The sequence below is a fragment of the Sinorhizobium sp. 6-70 genome (genome assembly GCF_030124375.1).
In the GTDB taxonomy this organism is placed as follows: Bacteria; Pseudomonadota; Alphaproteobacteria; order Rhizobiales; family Rhizobiaceae; genus Sinorhizobium.
Map to the genome: position 1 here is coordinate 76,742 of NZ_JASKLS010000018.1, position 21,366 is coordinate 98,107.

The 21,366-nt window shown below is 61.7% G+C and carries 17 protein-coding genes; 8 read left to right on the forward strand and 9 right to left on the reverse strand.

Translation table 11 applies throughout. The annotated features are described in order from the left end of the window. The first annotated feature begins 5 nt into the window (after positions 1–5). From QN222_RS26505 to QN222_RS26515, 3 genes are all read left to right on the forward strand, one after another. The gene (locus tag QN222_RS26505) at positions 6–1,094 is read left to right on the forward strand and encodes a sn-glycerol-3-phosphate ABC transporter ATP-binding protein UgpC (RefSeq protein WP_283961578.1); all 1,089 of its coding nucleotides are present in this window, start codon (positions 6–8) and stop codon (positions 1,092–1,094) included. 184 nt (positions 1,095–1,278) lie between these two features. Next, positions 1,279–1,677, forward strand: a complete 399-nt coding sequence (locus QN222_RS26510; RefSeq protein ID WP_283961577.1) for a hypothetical protein — start codon at positions 1,279–1,281, stop codon at positions 1,675–1,677. Between the two features lie 130 nt (positions 1,678–1,807). After that, the gene (locus QN222_RS26515; protein ID WP_283961576.1) at positions 1,808–2,173 is read left to right on the forward strand and encodes a GFA family protein; all 366 of its coding nucleotides are present in this window, start codon (positions 1,808–1,810) and stop codon (positions 2,171–2,173) included. Between the two features lie 131 nt (positions 2,174–2,304). On the opposite strand, the gene edd is transcribed toward QN222_RS26515, so the two are convergent. The 5 genes from edd to QN222_RS26540 form a co-directional block, all read right to left on the reverse strand. Continuing rightward, positions 2,305–4,122 carry a phosphogluconate dehydratase gene (gene edd / locus QN222_RS26520; RefSeq protein WP_283961575.1) on the reverse strand — a complete coding sequence of 606 codons (1,818 nt, stop codon included), beginning with the start codon at positions 4,120–4,122 and terminating at the stop codon, positions 2,305–2,307. A 246-nt stretch (positions 4,123–4,368) separates the two neighbouring features. Further along, positions 4,369–5,067 (reverse strand): 6-phosphogluconolactonase, encoded by a 699-nt coding sequence (gene pgl / locus QN222_RS26525; RefSeq protein WP_283961574.1) that lies wholly within the window; start codon positions 5,065–5,067, stop codon positions 4,369–4,371. Positions 5,068–5,076: 9 nt separating this feature from the next. Next, a complete protein-coding gene (gene zwf, locus QN222_RS26530) occupies positions 5,077–6,552 on the reverse strand; it encodes a glucose-6-phosphate dehydrogenase (protein WP_283961573.1) in 1,476 nt (491 codons plus the stop codon). A 96-nt stretch (positions 6,553–6,648) separates the two neighbouring features. After that, entirely contained in the window at positions 6,649–7,935 is a 1,287-nt protein-coding gene (locus QN222_RS26535) for an FAD-binding oxidoreductase (protein WP_283961572.1), read from the reverse strand. A 15-nt stretch (positions 7,936–7,950) separates the two neighbouring features. After that, on the reverse strand, positions 7,951–9,387 hold the full coding sequence (locus QN222_RS26540; protein WP_283961571.1) for a glutamine synthetase family protein: 1,437 nt from the start codon (positions 9,385–9,387) through the stop codon (positions 7,951–7,953). A 134-nt stretch (positions 9,388–9,521) separates the two neighbouring features. Between QN222_RS26540 and QN222_RS26545 the strand changes: the two genes are divergently transcribed. Together QN222_RS26545 and QN222_RS26550 are read left to right on the forward strand one after the other, a co-directional pair. Next, a complete protein-coding gene (locus QN222_RS26545; protein WP_283961570.1) occupies positions 9,522–10,706 on the forward strand; it encodes an NAD(P)/FAD-dependent oxidoreductase in 1,185 nt (394 codons plus the stop codon). 844 nt (positions 10,707–11,550) lie between these two features. Next, on the forward strand, positions 11,551–14,076 hold the full coding sequence (locus tag QN222_RS26550) for a methyl-accepting chemotaxis protein (RefSeq protein ID WP_283961569.1): 2,526 nt from the start codon (positions 11,551–11,553) through the stop codon (positions 14,074–14,076). A gap of 116 nt (positions 14,077–14,192) precedes the next feature. Here QN222_RS26550 and QN222_RS26555 read toward each other — a convergent pair whose 3' ends face one another. After that, complete coding sequence (locus QN222_RS26555) at positions 14,193–14,366, reverse strand: hypothetical protein (protein WP_283961568.1); 174 nt, start codon at positions 14,364–14,366, stop codon at positions 14,193–14,195. Positions 14,367–14,453: 87 nt separating this feature from the next. Here QN222_RS26555 and QN222_RS26560 point away from each other — a divergent pair, with 87 nt between their 5' ends. Then, complete coding sequence (locus QN222_RS26560; RefSeq protein WP_283961567.1) at positions 14,454–15,335, forward strand: LysR family transcriptional regulator; 882 nt, start codon at positions 14,454–14,456, stop codon at positions 15,333–15,335. A 185-nt stretch (positions 15,336–15,520) separates the two neighbouring features. Here QN222_RS26560 and QN222_RS26565 read toward each other — a convergent pair whose 3' ends face one another. Next, positions 15,521–15,760 carry a hypothetical protein gene (locus tag QN222_RS26565; protein WP_180940222.1) on the reverse strand — a complete coding sequence of 80 codons (240 nt, stop codon included), beginning with the start codon at positions 15,758–15,760 and terminating at the stop codon, positions 15,521–15,523. A gap of 130 nt (positions 15,761–15,890) precedes the next feature. Then, entirely contained in the window at positions 15,891–17,180 is a 1,290-nt protein-coding gene (gene aceA, locus QN222_RS26570) for an isocitrate lyase (RefSeq protein ID WP_283961566.1), read from the reverse strand. A 228-nt stretch (positions 17,181–17,408) separates the two neighbouring features. On the opposite strand from aceA, the gene QN222_RS26575 reads away from it, so the two are divergent. Continuing rightward, positions 17,409–18,818, forward strand: a complete 1,410-nt coding sequence (locus QN222_RS26575) for a helix-turn-helix domain-containing protein (protein WP_283961565.1) — start codon at positions 17,409–17,411, stop codon at positions 18,816–18,818. Between the two features lie 4 nt (positions 18,819–18,822). Here the strand turns inward: QN222_RS26575 and QN222_RS26580 are convergent, their stop codons facing one another. After that, positions 18,823–19,776: a fatty acid desaturase family protein gene (locus QN222_RS26580; protein ID WP_283961564.1), complete on the reverse strand. Its 954-nt coding sequence runs from the start codon at positions 19,774–19,776 to the stop codon at positions 18,823–18,825. Positions 19,777–20,216: 440 nt separating this feature from the next. On the opposite strand from QN222_RS26580, the gene QN222_RS26585 reads away from it, so the two are divergent. Further along, entirely contained in the window at positions 20,217–21,311 is a 1,095-nt protein-coding gene (locus tag QN222_RS26585) for a polyamine ABC transporter substrate-binding protein (protein ID WP_283961563.1), read from the forward strand. Positions 21,312–21,366 lie beyond the last annotated feature (55 nt).

Below are 21,366 nucleotides of genomic sequence, written 5' to 3' on the forward strand. Positions count from 1 at the left end.
GTGCGATGACAGGCCTGCTGCTTAAAGATATCCGCAAGTCCTATGGGGCCGTTGATGTCATTCACGGCATCAACCTCGACATCAAGCAGGGCGAGTTCATCGTCTTCGTAGGACCGTCGGGCTGCGGGAAATCGACCCTGCTGAGGATGATCGCCGGCCTTGAGGAGATAACGGGCGGCGACATGTTCATCGACGGCGACCGGGTCAACGATGTGCCGCCATCGAAGCGCGGCATCGCCATGGTATTCCAGTCCTACGCGCTCTACCCGCACATGACGGTCTACGACAACATGGCCTTTGGCATGCGGATCGCCAAGGAGTCGAAGGAGGAGATCGACCGCCGCGTGCGCTCGGCGGCGGAAATCCTCCAGCTCACGACCTATCTCGACCGTTTGCCAAAGGCGCTCTCCGGCGGCCAGCGTCAGCGCGTCGCGATCGGGCGGGCGATTTGCCGAGATCCCAAGGTCTTCCTTTTCGACGAGCCGCTTTCCAACCTCGACGCTGCTCTTCGCGTCGCCACGCGGATCGAAATCGCCAAGCTCAACGAGCAGATGGCCGATACGACAATGATCTATGTTACCCATGACCAGGTGGAAGCGATGACGCTTGCTGATCGCATCGTCGTGCTTTCTGCAGGTCATATCGAGCAGGTCGGCGCGCCGCTCGAACTTTATGAGCGCCCGGCGAACCTTTTTGTCGCCCGCTTCATCGGCTCGCCGGCAATGAACATCATCCCTTCGACGGTCGCTGCCACCGGCCCGCAGACGACCGTGACACTCGCAGGCGGCAAGTCGGTGACGCTCGACATAACCACGAACGCTTCCGAGAAAGGAAAGAAGGCGAGCTTCGGCGTGAGGCCGGAAGACCTCCAGGCGACGCAGTCCGAAGACTTCCTGTTCGAAGGAACGGTTTCGATCGTTGAGGCGCTCGGTGAAGTAACCCTGCTCTATATCGAGGGACTGGTCGAAAACGAGCCGCTCATCGCCAAGATCCCGGGCATCCCGCAGGTCAACCGGGGAGACAAGGTGCGCTTCACCGCAGACAAGGCGAAGCTTCACCTCTTCGATGCCGAAGGACGGAGCTATCGCGCCTAGTTTATGCCACCGGTGGTGCGGCGGAATCGGGGAAAGAGCGCGCGCTTCAGTTAGGTAGATTTAACCATATCTCACCCGTCCGGCGCTGCCGGACGGGTTTTCCGCATGTGCCTGGCAAGCCAAACTCTCTGTTAAATTTCATGGGTTAGCGTGGCCGCAGATTGAAATGCGAAAGGCGAATTCGATGAGCGGCGCGGCCCAGCACTTCCTCAACAAGGAAGAGTCCTTCATGTACGATCGGGAAGCGAATTTCCCAATGGAGGACACTCGCAACGAGGCGCGCATCGAATTCACCGAGAAGGGCATGCAGCACCTCTCGTCTCGCCGCTGCGAGATCATCAAGCTTTCCAAAAGCAGCGCACTCATAGGCATCATGACGCAGTTCCAATTGCCGCGGAACTTCTATCTCGATATCCCGAGCGCGCGCATCCCCTTGATTGGGTGCCTGCTCAAGCGTGTCCACGGCAACAATATCATCGAAGCTCGCTTCCTGCGGCTTTTGACAGATCGCGATCTGAACCGGATTTTCGTCTACAGCACGCATCCGAACCACCGCAATCGCACGCTCGATATCTATCGCTGACGGTGAAAACGTGCGCCGTGTCTGGCGCTCGTGTGTGCATTGCACTGCGTCTTGACGGGATTAACTGCCTCGTCAAGACTCGAGCTGTGGCAACTCTCAAATCGACTGCGATTGAAGTGAGAGGACCGTTATGCAGCGACCCTATCGGCTTTCTTGTCATTGCGCCGACATCTGCGTCGAAGTCGACGCTGAACTATCGCGGTTGCTCGAATGCAATTGCTCGACGTGCCGGCGTTCCGGTTTCCTGCATTGGAAGGTGGATGCCGCCGCTGTCAGGCTGATCACCGAAAAGCGCCGCCTGTCGAGCTACATCTGGCGCGGCATCGCCGAAGGCCATCACTTCTGCCCGACATGTGGCACCGCGATCATGCGAAGCGGCTATCCGGGCGACCGCGTTTCGCTCAACGCCCGCTGCATCGAGGGCGTCGATGTATTCACGCTCGAAATCGAACGGTACGACGGCCGAAACGATATGCCTCCGGGACCGCTCCCGTAGCTGAACGGCAGCAGATGTCCGACGTCGCTCTAGAGCAATTCCAGGAAAAGTGTGTAACGGTTTTCCGTCCGGAATTGCGTAGTTTCAACGAGTTAGATCATTTCACTGTTTCAATGAAACAATGAAATGATCTAGAACAGGACACTTGCCCCATGATCCGCTGCGCCGGCGATCCGGCGGAACGGCGCGAAAAGCTCGCGGCCCATGCCGAATTCGTTGTCGGAGAGGTCGATGTGGGCCGGCACGCGCGTTTTCAGCGCAATGTCTTCGACCAGCACCTCGATCGTTCCGGCAATCGCGTCGATGCGGACGATGTCACCTTCCTGGATACGCGCGATCGGCCCGCCGTCCTTGGCTTCCGGCGTGACATGGATGGCTGCCGGGACCTTGCCGGAGGCACCGGACATGCGGCCGTCGGTCAGGATGGCCACCTTCTGGCCGCGGTCCTGCAGGATGCCGAGCACGGTCGTCAGCTTGTGCAGTTCCGGCATGCCATTGGCCTTCGGACCCTGGAAGCGGACCACGGCAACGAAATCGCCCTCCAGCTTGCCCGCCTTGAACGCCGCGTTGAGCTCGGCCTGGTCGTGAAAGATCTTCGCCGGCGCTTCGATGACATGACGATCCGGCTTGACGGCCGAAATCTTGATGACCGCCTTGCCGAGATTGCCGGCGAGCATCTTTAGCCCGCCGGTGTGCTGGAATGGTTGATCGATCGTTGCCAGCACCTTCGGATCGGCGCTCTCTTGCGGAGCCGGCTCGCGGTGCACGCCACCATTGGCGCCGAGCTTGACGTCGATCGCATAGGCCTCGAGCCCCCGGCCGAACACCGTCCGGACGTCATCGTGCAGCAATCCGTTCTTCAGCAGTTGGCCGATCAGGAAGCCCATGCCGCCGGCGGCGTGGAAATGGTTCACGTCCGCGAGCCCGTTCGGATAGACACGGGCCAGAAGCGGGATAATGTCGGAAAGCTCGGAGATGTCCTGCCAGGTGAGCAGAATGCCCGCGGCGCGCGCCATCGCAACGAGGTGCATGGTGTGGTTGGTCGAGCCGCCTGTAGCGTGCAGGCCGACGACGCCGTTGACGATCGAACGCTCGTCGATCATCTCGCCCGCGGGGGTGAACTCGTTGCCCATCGCGGTGATGGCGAGCGCCCGTTTGGCTGCTTCCTTCGTCAGCGCGTCGCGCAGCGGCGTGCCGGGATTGATGAAGGAGGCGCCGGGCAGGTGGAAGCCCATGATCTCCATCAGCATCTGGTTGGAGTTGGCGGTGCCGTAGAAGGTGCAGGTGCCGGGGCCGTGATAGGACTTGGATTCCGCCTCGAGCAATTCGTCGCGACCGACCTTGCCCTCGGCGAAGAGCTGGCGGACCTTGGCCTTCTCGTCATTCGGCAAGCCCGAGGTCATCGGCCCGGCGGGAATGAAGACCGCGGGCAGGTGACCGAAGGTCAGCGCCGCGATCACGAGGCCAGGCACGATCTTGTCGCAGACGCCGAGATAGACGGCCGCATCGAACATGTTGTGCGACAGGCCGACGCCGGCGGCCATCGCGATCAGGTCGCGCGAAAAGAGCGACAGCTCCATGCCAGGCTGGCCCTGGGTGACGCCGTCGCACATCGCCGGCACGCCGCCGGCGACTTGCGCCACGCCGCCCGCCTCGCGAGCAGCCTCCCGGATCAGTGCCGGGTAGGTCTCAAACGGCTGGTGCGCCGAGAGCATGTCGTTGTAGGAGGTAATGATGCCGAGATTTGGGACATGGTCACCCGCGAGCGCCGCCTTCTCGGCGGGAGAACAGACGGCAAACCCGTGTGCAAGGTTGCCGCAGCCGAGCACGCTGCGATGCGCCCCGTTTGCCGCGGCGCTGCGGACGCGATCGAGATAGGCTTCGCGTTGGGGTTTCGAACGCTCGACGATGCGGGCGGTGATGGCGGCAACGCGGGAATCGGCGGACATGATACATCCTGTTCCGGAGCCTTGAGGGCCCCTGTCTTCATCCTGTCATCGGTCTACAGCGGCCGTGCGGCACCGCATCGGCGGCTGTAACAGTTTGAATTGCTGAGTAACCTGGCCTCAGTTCGATCGCGAAATGAGGATAAATCACTCAACACGACCTGCGCACTCGGGAGAACGCGCAAGGAAAGCTGTGGTTCGGGCCGCTATCTGCCTTGGCGGGCGTTCCCCGATGGGTCGCCCGCCGTGTCACGGTGCCCAGTAGATCTGCAGCGGCGAGGTTGCGCGCCGCAACATGGCGCGGATCGGCATCTCCGCCTCGTCGCCGGGCGCCTCCGCTCGGGCAAGAACCTCTTTCTTGCCGTCGCCCTCGATATGCAGGACGAGCAGCCCGGCGTCATCGAGGCTGGAAAAGGTAAATGTCAGCCGCGGTTCGCCCGCGCCGTCCGCCTCCATCGTGATCACGCCGCGTGGCGTCGCCGGATCGATCGCCTCTTTAAGGCGCGTCCCTCCCGGGAAGAACGAGGCGGTGTGCCCGTCCGTTCCCATCCCGAGAACAACGACATCGAAGGGCGCGCCGACTGCGGCCGCCGCCCGGCTTGCCTTCACTGCGGCGTCCTCGGCTGTCGCTGCGGCGTGGTAGAGCGGCAGGAACTTTGCCGCCTTCGCCTTGTTCTGCAGCAGATTAGCGGCGACCAGCCCGTGGTTGGAGCGTTCGTTTTCCGGCGGCACGAACCGTTCGTCGACAAGGGTGACGGTCACTTTCGTCCAGTCGAGTTCGCGCTGCGACAGGGCCTGGAAGAAGGCTTTAGGCGTCGATCCGCCGGAGACCGCGATGCTCGCAGCGCCGCGAGCTTCGATTGCCGCGGCGAGCTTCGCACTGACGGCATCCGCCAGTCCCTCCGCCAATGCGGTTCCAGTCTCGAATGTGTGCAGGGTGGTGCTCATGAGCCGGTCCTAGATCGTATCGTTCCAGGTGCGGCCGTCGCGCTCGATGAGCGCGATCGACTGGCTCGGCCCCCAGGTGCCGGCCGTATAGCCTTGCACTTGCTGTCCGGTCGTTTCCCACGCCTTGAGGATGGGGTCGATCCATTGCCAGGCGGCTTCCACTTCATCGCGGCGCACGAACAGCGTCTGGTTGTTGCGGACGACATCGAGCAGCAGCCGCTCGTAGGCATCGGCGTTGCGCACGGCGAAGGCTTCCGCGAAGCTCATGTCGAGCGGGACGTTCCGCAGCCGCATGCCGCCCGGTCCCGGGTCCTTGATCATAAGCGATTGCTTGACGCCTTCGTTCGGCTGGAGGCGGATCATAAGCTGGTTCGCCGAAATGCGTCCGGCACTGTGATCGAAGATCGAGTGAGGGATCTGCTTGAAGGTGATGACGATCTCCGACATGCGGCCCGCCATGCGCTTGCCAGTGCGAATATAGAAGGGCACGCCGGCCCAGCGCCAGTTGCTGACTTCGGCCTTGATCGCGACAAAGGTTTCCGTGTTGGAAACGCCGCCTTCGAGCTCCTCGAGATAGCCCTTTACCGGACCGCCGGCGGATGCGCCGGCACGATACTGGCCGCGAACCGTTACCTGCTCGACATTGGTCGCGGTGATCGGCTTCAGCGCGCGAAGCACCTTGAGCTTTTCGTCGCGCACGGCCTCCGCGTCCATCGAGGTCGGCGCTTCCATGGCGACGAAACAGACGAGCTGCAGGATGTGGTTCTGCACCATGTCGCGGAGCGCGCCCGCCTTGTCGTAGTAGCCGGCGCGGTTTTCAAGTCCGACGGACTCCGAAACGGTGATCTGCACGTGGTCGATATGCGCCGAGTTCCACAGAGGCTCGTAAAGCGCATTGGCAAAGCGCAGGGCCATGAGGTTCTGTACCGTCTCCTTGCCGAGGTAGTGATCGATGCGGAAGATCTGCTCTTCGCGGAACACCTTGCCGATCGTGTCGTTGAGTTCCGTCGCCGTGGCGAGGTCTCGTCCGATCGGCTTTTCGACGACGATCCGGGTGTTCTTGGTGATGAGCTTGTGGTCGCGAATCTTTTCCGAAATATCGCCGAAGATCGCCGGACCGACAGCGAGATAGAAGGCGCGGATGCGATCCTTTCCCTCTTCGAGGATCTTCTTCAGCTCGTCCCAGCCCTGATCGGATTTGGCGTCGACCGAGACGTAGTAGAGCCGGGCCGTGAACTTCGCCACTTCCGCTTCGTTGAATTCGCCCTGTTTCAGATGCTCCTTCAAGGCATCGGTCGCGAACGTGCGGTATTCCTCGTGGGTCAGTGCCGCGCGTGATGCGCCGATGATTCGCGTCGGCTCGCTGAATTGACCTTCGATCTGCCGGTGATAGAGCGCAGGCAGAAGCTTGCGCTCTGCAAGATCGCCGGTGCCCCCGAACACCACATAGTCAAACGGGTCAACGGGAATGATCTGGCTGCTCATGGGATATCTCGATCTCTTTCAGGTCAGGGGAGGTATAATCTAATCGATTTAAAAAGGCTAGGGTGCGACGCAACAAAATGCGCCGCACGCGGCTTTTTAGAACCGGTCGCGCAAAGCATACCAGCTGAGCGCGAGAAACAGCAGCGCCGAACGGAATCGCGTTCCGCCCGGGAAAGCTGGTATTTTCAAGGCCTTGAGAAGATCCAGCTCCGTCTGTTTCCCCAAGACCAAGTCAGCATAGAGCTTGCCGCAATAGTTGGACAGCATGACGCCGTGTCCGGAATAGCCGCCGATGCTCGTGACCCCGGGCATGACCTCCCTGCAGAAGGGCTGGCGCGGTATGGTGATGCCGACCGAACCGCCCCAGGCGTGGGTGATCTCGACGTTCGCGAGTGCCGGATAGACCTCGCTGATCTGTCGGCGGATGTGGCTTGAAATGTCGCGTGGATTGTCGGCCGTATAGGCTTCGCGTCCGCCGAAGAGCAGCCGACCGTCTTTCGATTTGCGGAAATAGCGCACGACGAAACGGGAATCGTCGACCGATTCGCCGCCGGGCAGCACATCCGGATGGCCGGACAGGACCTTTGTCGCGCCGATGAACGAGCGGATAGGCATGACGTGGCTGGCGGTCACGGGCTCCAGGTTGCCGATATAGGCATTGCAGGCGATCAACGCCCGGTCGGCGGTGATCGCGCCGCGATCGGTGTCGATGACGACCGCGGCCCCCTTTTTCTCGATCTTCAGCGCCTTCGTCTGCTCGTGGAGGCTGGCGCCGGCACGGGCCGCATGCGTTGCAAGGCCGACGAGCAGTTTCATCGGGTGGATGTGCCCGGTGCCGGTGTCGCGGATGCCGAAGTGATAATGGTGCGATCCGAGCCGGCTTGCGGTCTCGTCGCGTTCCATGAAGGAGAGGTGCGGATATCCGAAACGCTCCGCCATCGCCTCGACATGGCGGCGGTAGTCGTTCTCGAGACTTTTCTTGTGGCCGACGGAAAGCTGCCCCGGCACGAATTCGATGTCGATTCCGTGGTCGCCGGCGAAGTCCAGGAGGTAGCGCTTGGCGTTTTCCGCCATCTCGAACAGCAGCTTGGCACGCTCGCGGCCGAGCGCCTCCTCCATGTCCTCCGCCCATGCGCGCTGGCCGGTGCCGCACTGGCCGCCGTTGCGACCCGAGGCGCCGTCGCCGAAACGGCAGGCATCGATCAACGTGACGTCTGTTCCGCTTTTCGCGAGATTGTAGGCGGCTTGGAGACCCGTGTAGCCGCCACCGACGATGGCGACGCCGGTTTTCCGCGAACCTGCCAGCGCTGGATAGACCGGACGCTCAGGGATCGTCGCCTCATACCAGGAAATTCCGGGCGAGATCGGGCTTTGCCAGGGCATGAGGGCGCCTTTCGGTCAGACGTTCAGAAGCAGGAATTCGCGTTCCCACGGACTGATGACCTGCATGAAGGTCTCGAATTCGCCACGCTTCACGCCGGCATAGATGGCGATGAATTCGGGCGTGAAGACGTCGGCGAGCGAAGGTGCGGATTCAAGCAGCGACACGGCCTCGAGCAAGCCGCGCGGCAGATCGATTTCGCCTTCGTTGGCGGTGTCCTCGGTCGGCGGCGTAGGCTGCAGGCCCTCGATGATGCCGAGATAGCCGCAGCCGAGCGAGGCCGCGAGCGCCAGATAGGGATTGGCGTCCGAACTCGGCAGGCGGTTCTCGATGCGTCGGGCCGCCGCATCCGAGACAGGGATGCGGAACGCCGTCGTCCGGTTGTCGTAACCCCAGGCGGTGTTTACCGGCGCCGACATGTCGGGGGTCAGTCGCCGGTAGGAGTTCACGTAGGGCGCCATCATCGCCAGCGTCCGCGGCACGTAATGCTGCATGCCGCCGATAAAGGAGAAGAACTCCTTCGATGGCGATCCGTTCACATTCGAGAAGAGGTTGCGACCGGTGTTGATCTCGACGACCGACTGGTGAATGTGCATCGCCGAGCCGGGCTGGCCCTGCATCGGCTTCGCCATGAAGGTCGCGTAGATGCCGTGCTTCAGTGCCGCTTCGCGAATTGTCCGCTTGAACAGGAAAACCTGGTCGGCAAGCTCGATCGGGTCGCCGTGCCTGAGGTTGATTTCGAGTTGCGCCGGTCCCTCTTCGTGAATGAGGGTATCGATCTCGAGGCCCTGCTTTTCGGAGAAGTGGTAGATATCGTCGATCAGTTCGTCGAATTCGTTGATGCCGGCGATCGAATAGCCCTGGCCGCCGAGAATCGAGCGGCCGGAGCGGCCCTTCGGCGGACGCAGCGGATAGTCCGGATCGTCGTTCTGGGCGACGAGATAGAATTCGATCTCGGGCGCGACGACCGGCTTCCATCCCTTCTGGCGGTAGAGGTCGACCACGCGTTTCAATACGTTGCGCGGCGTATAGTTGATCTGCTCGCCCTGCGAGCCGACGATGTCGCAGATCACCTGCGCCGTCGGGTCGGACTCCCAAGGAACAATAGAAAGGGTCGAAAGATCGGGCAGTAGCTTGATGTCGCTGTCGCGCGAATCGTAGCGGAACTGGTCGGTTTCGTCGGGATATTCGCCGGAAATCGTATGACGGTAGATCGCCGAGGGCAGAGCGAGCGAGGTGTTCGAGGTGAACTTGGAGGTCGGCATCATCTTGCCGCGCGGTACGCCGGCAAGGTCGGGCGTGATGCACTCGATGTCTTCAATGCCGCGGATCCTGAGCCAGTCGACCGCTTCCTTCCAGGTCTTCACGCCTCGCGGCGAATGCAGGGCGGCGGGTATTTTCGAACTTTTGCTGATCTTTGCTGCTTGTTGGGCGACACTTCTCTTGGAGGGCATAAATCACCGGTTTTGGCTTCGGATTGCGCATCATACCCGGAGTTTGGCGATTGGCTAGAGCGGCTTCGGCGGTTCGCGATTGACTTTTGGTTCCGCCCTCGGGAAGGAAGGCTGAAACGCGAAAAGGGTCTTCCGTGGCAGAAAAACACGACGTGGTGGTCATTGGCGCGGGTGCCGCCGGCATGATGTGCGCGATCGAAGCGGGAAAACGCGGACGCCGCGTGCTCGTGCTCGATCACGCCAAGGCACCCGGCGAGAAGATCCGCATCTCCGGCGGCGGCCGCTGCAACTTCACCAATATTCACGCCGGACCGAAGAACTTCCTCTCCGAGAACCCGCATTTCTGCAAGTCGGCGCTGGCACGCTACCGGCCGCAGGACTTCGTCGCGCTGGTCGAGCGGCACGGCATTGCATGGCATGAGAAGACGCTTGGGCAGCTCTTCTGCGATCATTCGGCGAAGGACATCATCCGCATGCTGCTTGCCGAGATGCAGGAGGCGGGCGTGGCGCTCCGGCTTGCAACGGCGATCTCGGCAATCGAGAGAGTTGCATCCGGCTTCCGGGTGACAACCAATGATGGACCCGTCGAGGCCGCGTCACTGGTGGTCGCAAGCGGCGGCAAGTCGATTCCGAAAATGGGTGCCACGGGTTTTGCCTACAGGATCGCCGAACAATTCGGTCTGCCGATCGTCGAAACGCGGCCTGCATTGGTTCCGTTGACCCTCGATCCGGCGCAACTGGAAAAGATCGGCGAACTGGCCGGCGTTGCCGCCGATGCAGAGGCGCGCTGCGGCAAGGCCGCCTTCCGCGAAGCGGTGTTGCTCACCCACCGCGGCTTGAGCGGACCCGCCATCCTGCAGATCTCCTCCTATTGGCGGGAGGGCGCGGAGATCGTCCTGCGGCTGATGCCGGACATCGATATCGCGTCTATTCTCAAGGGAATGCGCCGAACGAACGGGCGCCAGGCTGCGCATACCGCCTTGGCCGACATCCTGCCGCGACGGCTGGCGCAGTTCTTTGCGGAAGAAGCAAAGCTGGCGGGACGGATGCTCGCCGACCTTTCCGACAAGGCCATCGACGCGCTGTCGGCTTCCATCCAGAACTGGACGCTGAAGCCCGCCGGGTCGGAGGGCTACAGGACCGCCGAAGTTACACTCGGCGGGGTCGATACCCGCGCGCTGGATTCCCGAACGATGCAGGCGAGGGAAGTTCCGGGGCTTTATTTCATCGGCGAATGCGTCGATGTCACCGGATGGCTAGGCGGCTACAATTTCCAATGGGCCTGGGCCTCCGGTTTCGCCACCGGTCAAGAGGTGTGACCATGCGGAAGAATTGGTGATTTGCCTTTTCAGCCATTGTTAACGGAAATGGCTGAACCTGAATTCATGGCTGCACGGCCTGCACAGGACTGGGGGCGGTCCCTAAACGGAAACCACACTGTTTCCATTTCATGGACTTTCCTTGGCCGCAGGATGAGGGCACCATGATGCGTATGGTAGCCGGGTTGGCTGCCAGCAATTCAAGGGTTGCAGTGTCCTTTGTGCGTCGGAAAACGTGCGGCACTGCAGGACAAGGACAGGATGCCATGCCCCACTCACGCCGCCGTCCCCGCGCTGTTGCGATTGCCCGGACCGAGCAGAGCCACTTCCACCATGAGCTCATTGCTTTCGGTGCTGTTATCGCCCTCTTTCTCATTGTGACCTTCGCGACGTTCGCCGCGTTCTGAATGCAGGTCAGGAGGGCGGAAGCGCCTTCCAGGTGAAGCGCGTTTACCTGATCTAAACTGCGGCGCCTGTGATCCGGCCGAAACCGCGTGCCCGTTGTCGCAAAATCGTCCTCGCCCCATCGCCGCGTCAAAACCGCCGGCCGCTTATACAAATCTTAATCGTTCAAATTGACTATGGCGCCCGAGTGAGTCCCGTCAGGGCCTCGCCGCCTTACAGCGCCGCGCGTCTTTCAGACGCGCAAAGGAAATATGCAGTAAGAGGCAGCGTGGGCCCCGCAATGATTGCCGGCGGACTAGCGGCGTGCGCCGCATGATTTCCCGAAAAACATCAGCCTGTTTGCGCATCGGGTGGCTGTTCCTCCGCAAGCAATCGCTTGGGGCGGTACGTCGGGCCATCGGGGGAAGCGAAACGCGAGCTGCGAGCCAAGGTGTTTTCAATGTTCATTGATAGAATTCTTGCCCGGTTCAAGATTCAGACGAAGGTTCTGTTCTTCATCCTGCCGTTTGTCGTCAGCATCTCGGCTGTCGGCATCACCGGCCTCTACGCATCGGGCCTGCTGCAGGGGCGCATGGAGATTTCAAACAGCGTCCTGCAAACGCTGAGCGGCTTCAAGGACGTCTACGCCGGGATGAATAACTTCCTGTACAAGACGACCGAGGAAAGCCGCGATGCGGTTCGCGCCACGATCGCTGCGCAGAAGGACATCCTCGCTGATACCGCCGCACAGGTTGCCGGCCAGAACGGGCAGGACGAGCTGACCGCTGCGATCGCCGCGACCAGCGATATCGAGGCGCGTATCGAGGGTCTTTGGACGCTGCATGTCGGCGAGCAGGAGCTGCGCGCGGCCACGACGGCCAATATCGAGCGCCTGGTGGCCGAGCAATCGAAGATCAATGAAGAGACGAACCGGCTGCAATATGCCGTGCGCAAGGACGAGAACGCGGCGAAGACGATGCTCCGGAACGCCGAAAAGCTCCTTCGCGCCGGCCGCTTCTTCGCGGAGTTCGGCACGGAGGTTGCCAAGGCGACCACGGTCGAAGAGAAGCTGAAGCAGGTCAAGGATCGCTTCCCGATGGTCGGCCGCACGCAGCGCGAGATCTTCACCTTGCTGCCGAAGGGCGAAAAGTCCCTCGCCGACACCGTGAATTCAGCCTCGAGCGAGATCGGCTCTCTGATCAAGGCCCCGGTCGGACCCGAAACACTGGGCAGCATTTCGAAGTACGTCGATCGCTTCCGCACCGCGAGCTTCCGCCTCGAAGCCGCCTCCGTCGGCAAGATGCGCGAAGCTACCCAGATCTTCAGCGAGCTCGACGAAAAGATTGCGAGCACCGAATCCGTGCTGACCGCAACGCGCAGGCTCTCCACGTCGATCACCGATATCCAGATCGCCGCGGCGGCCTTCCTCGGCAGCTCGACCGAGGAAAATCGCAAGAGACTTCTGGATAAGTTCCTTGCCGTTCAGGCCAATTTGACGACCCTGCGCGGCGTCGCCACCGGAATGAGCTTCTTCGAAACGACATCGGATGCCCTTCTGTCGATCCTCGACGTAATGAAGAAAGATAGTGTTGCGCTGGTCGCGAGTTCCGACAAGCGCAACTCCGAGTTCAATGCTGCCGGTGAATCGATCAACGAGATCTGGGGTGATCTGACGGAGTTCGCCGAACAGCAGAAAGTCGCGGCCGGTACCGAACGAGACGAAGCGAACCAGATCTCCGTTGCTGCGACCGTCGGCGGCGTCATCATCGCATTGCTCGCCGGTATCGCGCTGACGCTGACGCTGAAGAAACCGATCGGACAGATCACCGCCGCCATGCGCCGCCTTGCCGACGGCGTGCTCGATACGGCGATCGACGGCGACGCGCGGCGCGACGAAATCGGCGACATGGCGCGCGCCCTCGGCGTGTTCAAGGAAAACGCCCTTTCCAAGGTGCGCATCGAGGCGGAAAGCGAAGAGCAGCGCGCTCGTGCCGAAGCGGAACGCAGCCGCAACGACGCCGAGAAGCGCGAGCTGGACCGGCAGATCGATCTTGCGGTCAGCGAACTCGCCGCCGGCCTCGGACGTCTGGCGCAAGGCGATCTCTCGCACCAGATCGAGGTACCCTTCCACGGTCGGCTCGAGCAGCTGCGCACGGATTTCAACGGATCGCTCATCCGGCTTCAGGATACGCTCGCCCAGATCCGGACGAACGCCCAGGCGATCCAGCAGAGCGGCGCGGACATGCATCATTCGGCCGACTCGCTCTCCAAGCGCACGGAAGCCCAAGCGGCTTCGCTCGAGGAGACCGCGGCCGCAGTCGACCAGATCACGGTGACCGTGCGTTCCTCGGCAGAGCGCGCACATGAGGCGAACCTCGCCGTTTCGCAGACCAAGAAGAGCGCCGACAGCTCGGCGACGGTGGTCACCAACGCCATCGCCGCGATGGGCCGCATCGAAGAGGCCTCACGCCAGATCGAGCAGATCATCGAGGTCATCGACGACATCGCCTTCCAGACCAACCTCTTGGCCCTGAACGCCGGCATCGAGGCGGCACGCGCCGGCGAGGCGGGCAAGGGCTTTGCCGTCGTCGCGCAGGAGGTCCGGGAACTGGCGCAGCGGTCCGCCGAGGCGGCGCGGGAAATCAAGGGGCTGATCAACAAGTCGACCGAAGAGGTCAATTCCGGCTCTCATCTCGTCAAGGAGACCGGCGCGGTGCTTGCTTCGATCAGCGCCCAGATCGTCTCCGTCAGCCAGCATGTGGAAATGATCGCAACGGCGAGCCGCGACCAGGCGGCGGCGCTGAACGAGGTCAACGGCTCCGTCAACCAGATGGATCAGATGACCCAGCAGAATGCATCGATGGTCGAGGAAGCGACGGCCACCAGCCGCGCACTCGCAAGCCAGGCGGATACGCTGATGATGCTCGTCGAGCAATTCCGGCTGGAGCCGGAAGTGGCGACCGGCCAAACCTACCGCGCCGCCTGAGCGGTAGCGACCAGCCGCGGCGGGCCTGCGCGCCTGCGGCAATGCACAGACCGAACGCCGTGCGCTCGACCGGGCGCACGGCGTTGTCATTTGGGGTCGCCCGCGGTGCGAAGCCCTCAAACCGGGCCGCAGCCTGTGCGGCATTTTTCCGGCGGCGACTTCCGGGTGATTGCGGAAAACAGGCGGCCCATGAGGGCCTTGCGCTGCGGCCGGCGCGGCCCGAGGGCCTCGTCCCAGCGGCGGTTCTTGGAAAGCATGTCGAATAGAAAGGCCATTGCCATCAGGTCCATGGTGATGCTCCTCGTTTCGGGCATCTCCTTTTTTATGCATTCAAAACTGTTTTACATACAGCTCAATTCCCCATATGTCTTTCAGCCATGAAAAACATGGATTGGGACATCTACCGTTGTTTCATGACTGTGGCGCGTGCCGGCGGCCTGACCGGTGCGGCGCAGGTGACCGGCTTGAGTCCGGCAACCATTGGCCGCCGGATGCTGGAGATCGAGGAGTGTACCGGGCGCTCGCTCTTCGTGCGCAGCCAGACTGGCTACGTGCTGACCGCCGACGGACGCCTCCTGTTCGAGCAATTGCAGGAAATGGAGGCGGCGGCACGCAAGGTTGAGAGCTGGCAAAAGGAAGGCGAGGGGATGCCGGTCGTGCGGATCGCGGCCGGAACGTGGAATGCGTGGTTGATCGCGGAAAATTTTCCGGCGATCTGCACCGAGCGCGACGCCTTTGCCATATCGCTTTCGATCGGGGAGGCGCGGGCGAATCTTGCCTATCGGGAGAGCGATATCGGCATTCGCGCCTTCGAGCCGCAAGAGACTTATCTGGCGTCGCGCTTGATCGGCGAAGTGGCCTACGCTGCCTACCGGCAGAAGAATGCGCCCGGCGGCGGGCCCGAGCGCTGGGTCGCGGTTGCGGAGGAAGAGGCGATCTCGGCCTATCTGCGCTGGCCGCACGACCAGGCGGCCGGCCGCATCGTTGCGACGGTCGGTCGCCCCCGGTCCTTGCTCGATCTCGCGCGTGCCGGGGCGGGAAGGGCGGTTCTGCCCTGCTTTGTCGGCGATCTCGATCCGCTGCTCGAGCGCGCAGGCGAGGAAATAGAGCCGCTCAGACATCGGCAGTGGATTGTCATGAACAACGAGGACCGACACCGGCGGGAAATCCGCACTGTGGTCGACCGGATGACGCGATTGCTGCGCAGCCACGTGGACCTGTTTGCCGGCAAGCGCCCGCGGCGAACCTCATCAATGTAGCACCGCAAAGGACCACCGGCCGACTTTGCAGTTGGTCGGCGATCTAGTCTCTTAACGGGAGCGGCTACCCGGCCGGCTTCGACTGCGGAAGACCGCTACGGGAATCCGCTGTCTGCCGGGCAGCGCGCCATGCCAGTAGATGCCCGAAAGCGTGAGGACGAGCGCGACTGCCGCCAGTTCGAACATCACGACCGTCCTTGTGTGACGATGACCGGAATGAGCAGGTCGCCCCAGTTGCCTTCGCCACCATGATGGCGTGCCGAGCGCACGAGCTCAACCGAAACCCCGGCGTCGACCGCCTTCATGACCGACTGATTGAGCCGATGCAGGTCGTTCGCGACCATGCGGATCGCCGCCTGCTGGTCCGGGGTCATGGCCGACGACTGTTCCTCGGCCCGTTCCTTGACGCGTGTCTGTACTGTCATTGGCGTTGCTCCTTCGGAGGTTAGAGCCGGATGCGGGGCACTGCGTCCCGCTTTCCGTTCGAGGTTCTGTTATTTCCGGGGCGCGCGACGGGCAGGGATGCCGCGCGCCCCGGCTTTCATTCTGCGTCTTTCATTCTGCTGCCGGGCGGAACTGGTCGTGCTCGGTCGATTCCTTCATGGCGGTGGTCGACGACTGGCCGCCGGTGATCGCCAGCGATACGGCATCGAAGTAGCCGGTGCCGACCTCGCGCTGGTGTTTGGTTGCGGTGTAGCCGTTGGCCTCGGCTGCGAATTCCGCTTCCTGCAACTCCGAATAGGCGGCCATCTGGCGGTCCTTGTAACCGCGCGCAAGCTCGAACATGCCGTAGTTCAACTGATGGAAGCCGGCGAGCGTGATGAACTGGAACTTGTAGCCCATTGCTCCAAGCTCGCGCTGGAACTTGGCGATCGTCGCATCGTCGAGGTTCTTCTTCCAGTTGAAAGATGGCGAGCAATTGTAGGCGAGCAGCTTGCCCGGATGCGCCTTGTGTACGCCTTCGGCGAATTTGCGCGCCTGCTCCAGATCCGGCTTCGAGGTTTCGCACCAGATGAGGTCGCAATGCGGCGCATAGGCGACGGCGCGCGCAATGCAGGGCTCGATGCCGTTCCTTACCTGATAGAAGCCCTCAACCGTGCGGCCGGCATCGTAGTCGACGAACGGCCGGTCGCGCTCGTCGATGTCCGAGGTGAGCAGCTTCGCCGCTTCCGCATCGGTGCGGGCGATGACGAGCGTTGGCGTTCCCATGACGTCGGCGGCAAGCCGCGCGGCGTTCAGGTTGCGGATATGCGCGGCGGTCGGGATCAGCACTTTGCCGCCGAGATGGCCGCATTTCTTTTCCGACGCAAGCTGATCCTCGTAGTGGACACCTGCCGCACCAGCCTCGATGAAGGCCTTCATAATCTCGAAGGCGTTCAACGGCCCGCCGAAGCCCGCTTCGGCGTCGGCAACGATCGGCGCGAACCAGGTGTCGACCGAGAGGCCCTTGCCTTCGGCGGTCTCGATCTGATCGGCGCGCTGCAGCGTGCGGTTGATACGCTTCGCCAATTCCGGTGCCGCATTGGCGGGATAGAGCGACTGGTCCGGATACATCGCCGAGGCCGTGTTGGCGTCGGCGGCGACCTGCCAGCCGGAGAGATAGATCGCCTTCAAGCCGGCGCGAACCATCTGCATGGCCTGGTTGCCGGAAAGCGCGCCAAGCGCATTGACGAAATCCTCGTCATGGATGAGCTTCCAGAGGCGGTTGGCACCCATCTCGGCAAGAGAATAACGGATTTCCACCGATCCCCGCAGCCGCTTTACATCTTCGGCGGTATAGGGTCGCTGGATACCGTCGAAACGTCCCTGCGGCGCGCCGGGAATCAGTTTGTAAAAATCAGTCATTCTTGCCTCCTCGTAAAAACAGATAGCTCTTCGACTTTGGTCTCACGCCCGTCTTGGTCATAAGATCATGTGACTTTTTTTACATTGCAGTGCATGAGAACGCCACGGAAAACGCATATATGCCGAATTCAAAAGGGTTATCTTGTCTTGTGTTTGACAGTGGAAATCGGTAAATTTGTAAAAAATGTCAAAGCGATTACCGAGCCGGATTTGTAAAGGGAGTTACAAATGGCCGAAAACAAGATCTTCGCCGGGCCGCGCGTCAGACGTATTCGCAATGGTCTTCAGTTGACGCAGACGGCGATGGCGGAGGCGCTCGGCATCTCCCCTTCCTACCTGAATCTCATCGAGCGCAATCAGCGGCCGCTGACGGTGCAGCTTCTTCTCAAGCTCTCCTCGGTCTATAAGGTGGACCTCGACGAGTTGCAGGGCGAAAGCGGTGGCGGTCTTGCGCAGTTGCGTGAGGTATTCGCCGATCCGCTCCTGGCCGGCGAACTGCCTGGTGATCAGGAACTGATCGAAATTGCCGAAGCGGCGCCCAACGCCTCCGGAGGCATCGTCAAGCTTTATCGTGCCTATCGCGAGCAGGCGTCACGCCTGAAGGATCTCGCCGATCTCCTGGCGGGACAGGGGCACATGGCGGCGCTTTCGGGCACGCGGCTGCCGATCGATGAGATGCGCGAGGCGTTCGAGTCGCGGCCCAATCATTTCGCGCGGATCGAGGAGGCCATGGAGGCGTTTCACGCCGCGCTTTCGCCCGGAGACGATCTCACTGGAGCGCTGAAGGCCTGGCTCAAGAAGGAGCATGGCCTCGTCGTCAGAACGCTGCCGATGCACGCCATGCCGAACCTGCGTCGCCGTTTCGACCGGCACTCGATGCGGCTCTTTATTTCCGAACGCCTGTCGCCTTTCGACCAGACGCGGGAAATCGCCATGGAAGTGGCGTCGATCGCCTGCCACGAGGCGATCGACGCCGAGCTGCAGCAATTCCGCTTCTCGACCGCCGAGGCGCGCCGCATCGGTCGCTTCGAACTCGCGCGCTATGCCGCCCATGCCTTGATGATGCCCTATCAAGCGTTTCTAGCAGCGGCGCAGCGCGCGAAATACGACATCGATATCTTGCGATCCCGCTTTCAGGTGTCCTTCGAACAGGCGGCCAATCGACTGACGATGTTGCAGCGCCCCGGCGCCGCGGGCATCCCGTTTTTCCTTATGGAGATCGACAATGCCGGCCATCGGCTGCGCCGCGCGGGCGCGCTTGGCTTTCCTGGTGCCCGCTTCGGCGGCGCCTGTCCCAAGCTCAACATCCATGCCGCCTTCGCCGTGCCCGGCCAGGTTCTCGTCGACCGCGTCGAAATGCCCGAGGGCAGCGAGTACCTTGTCGTTTCGCGGACGCTCGACGGACCGCAAGCGGGCTTTCAGGAGCGGGTGAGGCGCACGGCGCTGCTGATCGGCTGTGATGCCGGCTTTTCGGAGGAAGTCGTCTACGGTGCTTCGCGGATGCCGCCTGTACCCGTCGGTGCAGCCTGCCGCCTCTGCGAGCGGCAAGGCTGTCTGGCGCGCGCCGAACCACCTGTAACCCGCCCGCTCGGCCTCGACGAGATGGCGACAGGCCTCAGCGTTTTCGATTTTCAGTAGTCGGCTAGTAACTGGCCGGGTGCTGATTGGGCAACAGCGGCGCCTCGGGCGCGAAGCATTCCGCGGCGAGCCCGGTGGTATAGCCACGGGTGATGTGGGCCTTCTCCGCATAGGCCTTGTTTCGCATCAGGATCGCGTGCAGTTCCGGCAGGTTGTAGTAAGGCACGCCGGGATAGAGGTGGTGCTCGAGGTGGTAGTTGATGTTGTGCGGAGCGAAGAAGAGCTTCTCCCAGGCGTACGGATAGACAGTGCGCGAACTCGTCAGTTCGTCGCCGTAATCCATGCTGCCGAAGTGTTCGGCGACGCTGCGGACATAAAGAAACAGGCAGAAGAAGGTGAAGAAGGGCGCGAGCCAGTAGAGGACGAATTCGCGCCAGATGCCGAGGGCCGTGAAAACGACAGCGGCCGAAAGGTAGAAACCAAGCCGCAGCGCTTTGTAGGCCGGTGTCGAGCGATCCGTCTTCGAGATCCTCTTGGCCATGTGAATGAGGTCGCGAACCGAATTCACCGCGACGAGATAGCCGAGCAGTTGCGCAATGCCGCGTGCCAGTTTCTGCGGGAAGGTAAATTGTGCCAGGTCGCGCTTCGCGACCCAGTCCGGGTCGTCATCGGTGTTGGCGTGCCGGTGATGGGCAAGATGGTTCTGGCGATAACCGTCAACGGTTGCCAGCACCGGCCAGGCCAGCAGAATGTCGCTCATCCAGTCGCTGAGCTTGCGATCGCGGATGATGCGGTAGTGGGCAGCCTCGTGCACCATGCAGCCGAAAGCGTGCATTCGCCCGGCGATCACGGCGATGGCGATCACGTAGACGAGGATATTGCCGGCATATTCGCTGACGGTGATCGCCGCCGTTATGATGGCCCAGTCCGTGGCGATTGCCGTCAGTGTTTTTCTCGGCTGCAGAACCGAGAGGCGTTTCAATTCCCTCGGATCGATCCTGCGGTTTCGCTCGCTCATGACGTGGTCCGGACGCTGATACACAACCGCGGGCAAACTTGCACTTCCACTAAGGTTAATCAATCGTAAACGCGGCCCGTGAGTCGGCATGTTTGCGCGATGGTTAACGCGCAGGTCGTCTCTGCTTGGCACAGGGTGTCCAACTGCATGTTTCCTTAAATCGCAGCCGATTTGAGGATAAAAACATGCAGCATTCAAAGTGGTACAGCGTCCTTCGCGCGTCTGGTAAGACGCGCGGCGCTGTAGGCGCACCGTCATAAGTGCCCGTTTTTGCTTGCGCTTGCCAAAATGCATTAGACACGGGATCGTGCCTGAATCCCGAGCGAAAGCGCTTGAGGTTGGCGAGAAAGATGCCTAACCTCGGCTCCGGACCGATCAAGATCGGCTGGCTCGCAGGGCTCAGCGGCTCTTGTCGAGAACCGATAATAAAGAGGGAACGAATGTCCAAAATCGTGATCGCAACACTGGCCGCCGCCGCCCTGGCGGGATCGACCATGCTCGCTTCCGCGCAGGAGCGGGTCGTCAACGTCTACAACTGGTCGGACTATATCGACAGCAGCATTCTCGAGGACTTCACCAAAGAGACCGGCATCAAGGTGGTCTACGACGTCTTCGATTCCAACGAAATCCTGGAGACGAAACTGCTTGCCGGCGGCTCCGGCTACGACGTCGTGGTGCCGACGGCGTATTTCCTGCAGCGCCAAATCGCGGCCGGCGTCTTCCAGAAACTCGACAAGTCGAAGCTCCCGAACCTGCCGAACATGTGGAACGTCATCATGGAGCGTACGGCGAAGTACGATCCCGGCAACGAATATGCCGTCGACTACATGTGGGGCACCACGGGCATCGGCTACAATGTCGACAAGATGAAGGAAATCCTGGGCACGGACGAGAAGCCGAACTGGGATGTCATCTTCAAGCCCGAACTGGCTGCGAAATTCAAGGATTGCGGCATCCATGTCCTCGACTCCCCGACCGACGTCGTCCCCTCGGCGCTTGCCTATCTTGGACTCGACCCCGACAGCCACGAGACGGCTGAACTCGAAAAGGCCGCGGAACTGCTGACGAGCATCCGCCCCTACGTCCGCAAGTTCCACTCGTCCGAATACATCAACGCGCTCGCAAACGGTGATATCTGCCTGGCCGTCGGCTTCTCCGGCGATATCTTCCAGGCACGGGACCGTGCTGCGGAAGCGAAAGCCGGCGTGACGGTCGATTATTCGATCCCGGCGCAAGGCGCGCAGATGTGGTTCGACATGCTGGCGATTCCCGCCGACGCGCCGCATGTTGCCGAAGCGCATGAGTTCATCAATTACATGATGAAACCGGAGGTCATTGCCAAGGCCTCGAACTATGTCTTCTATGCCAATGGCAACAAGGCTTCTCAGCAGTTCCTGGACAAGGAAGTCTTGGAGGACACGGCTATCTATCCGTCGGACGAGGTGATGCAGAAGCTGTTCACCATCACGCCTTTCGAGCCCAAGGAGCAGCGGGTGTTGACCCGGCTCTGGACCAAGGTCGTCACCGGCCAGTAAGACCAGAAGCGAATTGCCCGGCCCCAAGATCCGGGCAATTTTTTTGGAGCGGGAC

Coding starts and splice junctions, on each gene's coding strand:
- zwf (WP_283961573.1), bottom strand. CDS start 6,552: ATGAGCAGCCAGATCATTCCCGTTGACCCGTTTGACTATGTGGTGTTC.
- QN222_RS26575 (WP_283961565.1), top strand. CDS start 17,409: ATGGCCGAAAACAAGATCTTCGCCGGGCCGCGCGTCAGACGTATTCGC.
- QN222_RS26510 (WP_283961577.1), top strand. CDS start 1,279: ATGAGCGGCGCGGCCCAGCACTTCCTCAACAAGGAAGAGTCCTTCATG.
- pgl (WP_283961574.1), bottom strand. CDS start 5,067: ATGAGCACCACCCTGCACACATTCGAGACTGGAACCGCATTGGCGGAG.
- QN222_RS26555 (WP_283961568.1), bottom strand. CDS start 14,366: ATGGACCTGATGGCAATGGCCTTTCTATTCGACATGCTTTCCAAGAAC.
- aceA (WP_283961566.1), bottom strand. CDS start 17,180: ATGACTGATTTTTACAAACTGATTCCCGGCGCGCCGCAGGGACGTTTC.
- QN222_RS26535 (WP_283961572.1), bottom strand. CDS start 7,935: ATGCCCTGGCAAAGCCCGATCTCGCCCGGAATTTCCTGGTATGAGGCG.
- QN222_RS26505 (WP_283961578.1), top strand. CDS start 6: ATGACAGGCCTGCTGCTTAAAGATATCCGCAAGTCCTATGGGGCCGTT.
- QN222_RS26540 (WP_283961571.1), bottom strand. CDS start 9,387: ATGCCCTCCAAGAGAAGTGTCGCCCAACAAGCAGCAAAGATCAGCAAA.
- QN222_RS26560 (WP_283961567.1), top strand. CDS start 14,454: ATGAAAAACATGGATTGGGACATCTACCGTTGTTTCATGACTGTGGCG.
- QN222_RS26550 (WP_283961569.1), top strand. CDS start 11,551: ATGTTCATTGATAGAATTCTTGCCCGGTTCAAGATTCAGACGAAGGTT.
- QN222_RS26515 (WP_283961576.1), top strand. CDS start 1,808: ATGCAGCGACCCTATCGGCTTTCTTGTCATTGCGCCGACATCTGCGTC.
- edd (WP_283961575.1), bottom strand. CDS start 4,122: ATGTCCGCCGATTCCCGCGTTGCCGCCATCACCGCCCGCATCGTCGAG.
- QN222_RS26580 (WP_283961564.1), bottom strand. CDS start 19,776: ATGAGCGAGCGAAACCGCAGGATCGATCCGAGGGAATTGAAACGCCTC.
- QN222_RS26585 (WP_283961563.1), top strand. CDS start 20,217: ATGTCCAAAATCGTGATCGCAACACTGGCCGCCGCCGCCCTGGCGGGA.
- QN222_RS26565 (WP_180940222.1), bottom strand. CDS start 15,760: ATGACAGTACAGACACGCGTCAAGGAACGGGCCGAGGAACAGTCGTCG.